This is a genomic window from Aequorivita vitellina, from assembly GCF_022008365.1.
Taxonomy (GTDB): domain Bacteria; phylum Bacteroidota; class Bacteroidia; order Flavobacteriales; family Flavobacteriaceae; genus Aequorivita; species Aequorivita vitellina.
This window is the reverse complement of the sequence record NZ_JAIRBA010000072.1, coordinates 1-1,879: the sequence shown is the minus strand read 5'-3', so window position 1 is coordinate 1,879 and position 1,879 is coordinate 1. Positions and strand designations below refer to the sequence as shown.

Annotated in this window: 2 protein-coding genes; both read right to left on the bottom strand. The window is 32.4% G+C overall.

All coding sequences use genetic code 11. From position 1 onward, the window contains the following. Nucleotides 1-77 precede the first annotated feature (77 nt). Nucleotides 78-815 carry a hypothetical protein gene (locus tag K8089_RS15955; RefSeq protein WP_237604291.1) on the bottom strand — a complete coding sequence of 246 codons (738 nt, stop codon included), beginning with the start codon at nt 813-815 and terminating at the stop codon, nt 78-80. Nucleotides 816-1,034: 219 nt separating this feature from the next. Continuing rightward, a complete protein-coding gene (locus tag K8089_RS15950; RefSeq protein WP_237604290.1) occupies nt 1,035-1,772 on the bottom strand; it encodes a hypothetical protein in 738 nt (245 codons plus the stop codon). Nucleotides 1,773-1,879 lie beyond the last annotated feature (107 nt).

Genomic DNA, 1,879 nt, shown 5'->3' with positions numbered 1-1,879 from the left:
ATTATCAACATTTCAACACCACAACATAATCATTATGAAGTGATTAAAAAATAAAATATTATATTTGAAGAACTGGACTAGTGCTTTTCATAGGAGCCGTTGTTACCTACCGTTTTTACTTGTTCAATCATTTGTGTTACAATCGAAATTCTTTCTGCGTAGTCTTTATCTATTTCGTCTGCCTTAAAGAATTCAATTTCTAATTTATCCAATAGCTCAGGCTGATTTAGTAAATTCAAAAACTCCTTATTGTAAATCTTGTCTTTGATTTTCAGTCCTTTATTTATTATTTCGGTTCCATTATAATAGAAGAATGTCACGAAATTATTCAGGCGATTATCATTCCTTGTCAAGTCCCAAATACTCAAAAGGTCTTCTGGCTTAAAAAAGAAGGCATAATATTCAATGTCACCTGTCCCAATTTCAGAGTTCTGTTTGTTAATAAAGCTATTCCAATCAGCAAAAATGAAATCTTTAATCGCTTTAATTTCATTGCTCTCCCAATTTTCCCATTCTGCGTATTCTAGTTTTGAAGTAATTTCAAAAAGTCCAATAAGTCCTTTTCCGTTCTTTTCGTTATGAACTTCTAAAATTCTTGGTAAGAAGTGTTTATAATGTTCAATATCTCCCCAAGTATAAAGTGCACTTCCGTGATATGAACTAAAGTCGTCTTCTTCAAGTTCTCGCAGTTTCTTTGAAGCCAATTTTTTTACGTCATTTTCGTCTATACAGCCACAGTCACAATAATGCATATCAGAGGTAGTGTATTTTGAAAATACTTTATACAAATTTTCTATGGTTTCTTCTAGCTTCATTTAAATGGTAGGTAACGGTTTTGCATATGATACGGCGGGTCTTGAGCGGCAGCTTCGGCAGTGCCAACATTTTGCGTCAGCGAAAGTGGGAAGCGCAGCGTGCGAATCAGCCGAGGGCAGTGGCGCCGCCACTACGTAATTATCCGCGTGACTAATTTACGATTATTTGTAGGAAATACAATTCATTTAACCATCAGACCCGCTGTATTATATGCGGTGTTAGCTATAGTTGCTCTCTATTAATTTAAATGCTAAAAATCCGATTCCGAAAATAAAACTAATAATAGTCAGGAAAAATAATATATAAGATGACTTGAGTAATAATTTATACTTTTTTCCTTTGGATTTTGATGACTCCTTTTCTTCAAGTGCAGTTTTATTTACTTTGGGATTATGTCCAAATCTAATCGCCAGTTCTTCTCGATATTCAGATAATTGTTCATCAGTGTTATTCCAAGAGGCCAAAGTTTGATAATAATTTTTTTGTAAATCTCGATACTCTTTAATTTTTTCTTTGGAAAAACCTGTTATATCTATTAATTCTCTTTCTATACCGAAATCCTCTTTAAGATAAAAAATTATATCATTTATAGTATCATTCTGTTCAATTTCTCTTGGCGTTGGTAATTTTTTAATCTCTGAAAATCCAGCAGCATATGCAATTAAGTCAAACACAATACTACTAAGCGTCATTTGTGTGAAAAATGATATTATTCTAAAGAGTAAGCCTAAAATTACAGTTACTAATGAAATTATTGAAATTTCAAAAACGTTTTGATTTATTATTAGATTATCAGTATTTCTTGTAAAAATTAAAACAAAAATTCCAATGGAAAATCCAACCAGCCAAATTATTATTTTATCGGCTTTCTCAAAATTTTCAATGTCTCGTTTGATTTGTTCGTTAACAAGCTTGCTAGTAGTAGTATAAAGTTGTTTTAAAAGCTGTTTTTCCATTCAATTATAGCTAACGGTCTCGGCTATGAGTAGTTGCGTGGGTTAGCACTTAACTTTGCAAGTACACACCAAACTGAAAATCCGCGAGGATTTTCAGAAGTAGGCGA

Coding starts and splice junctions, on each gene's coding strand:
- K8089_RS15950 (WP_237604290.1), bottom strand. CDS start 1,772: ATGGAAAAACAGCTTTTAAAACAACTTTATACTACTACTAGCAAGCTT.
- K8089_RS15955 (WP_237604291.1), bottom strand. CDS start 815: ATGAAGCTAGAAGAAACCATAGAAAATTTGTATAAAGTATTTTCAAAA.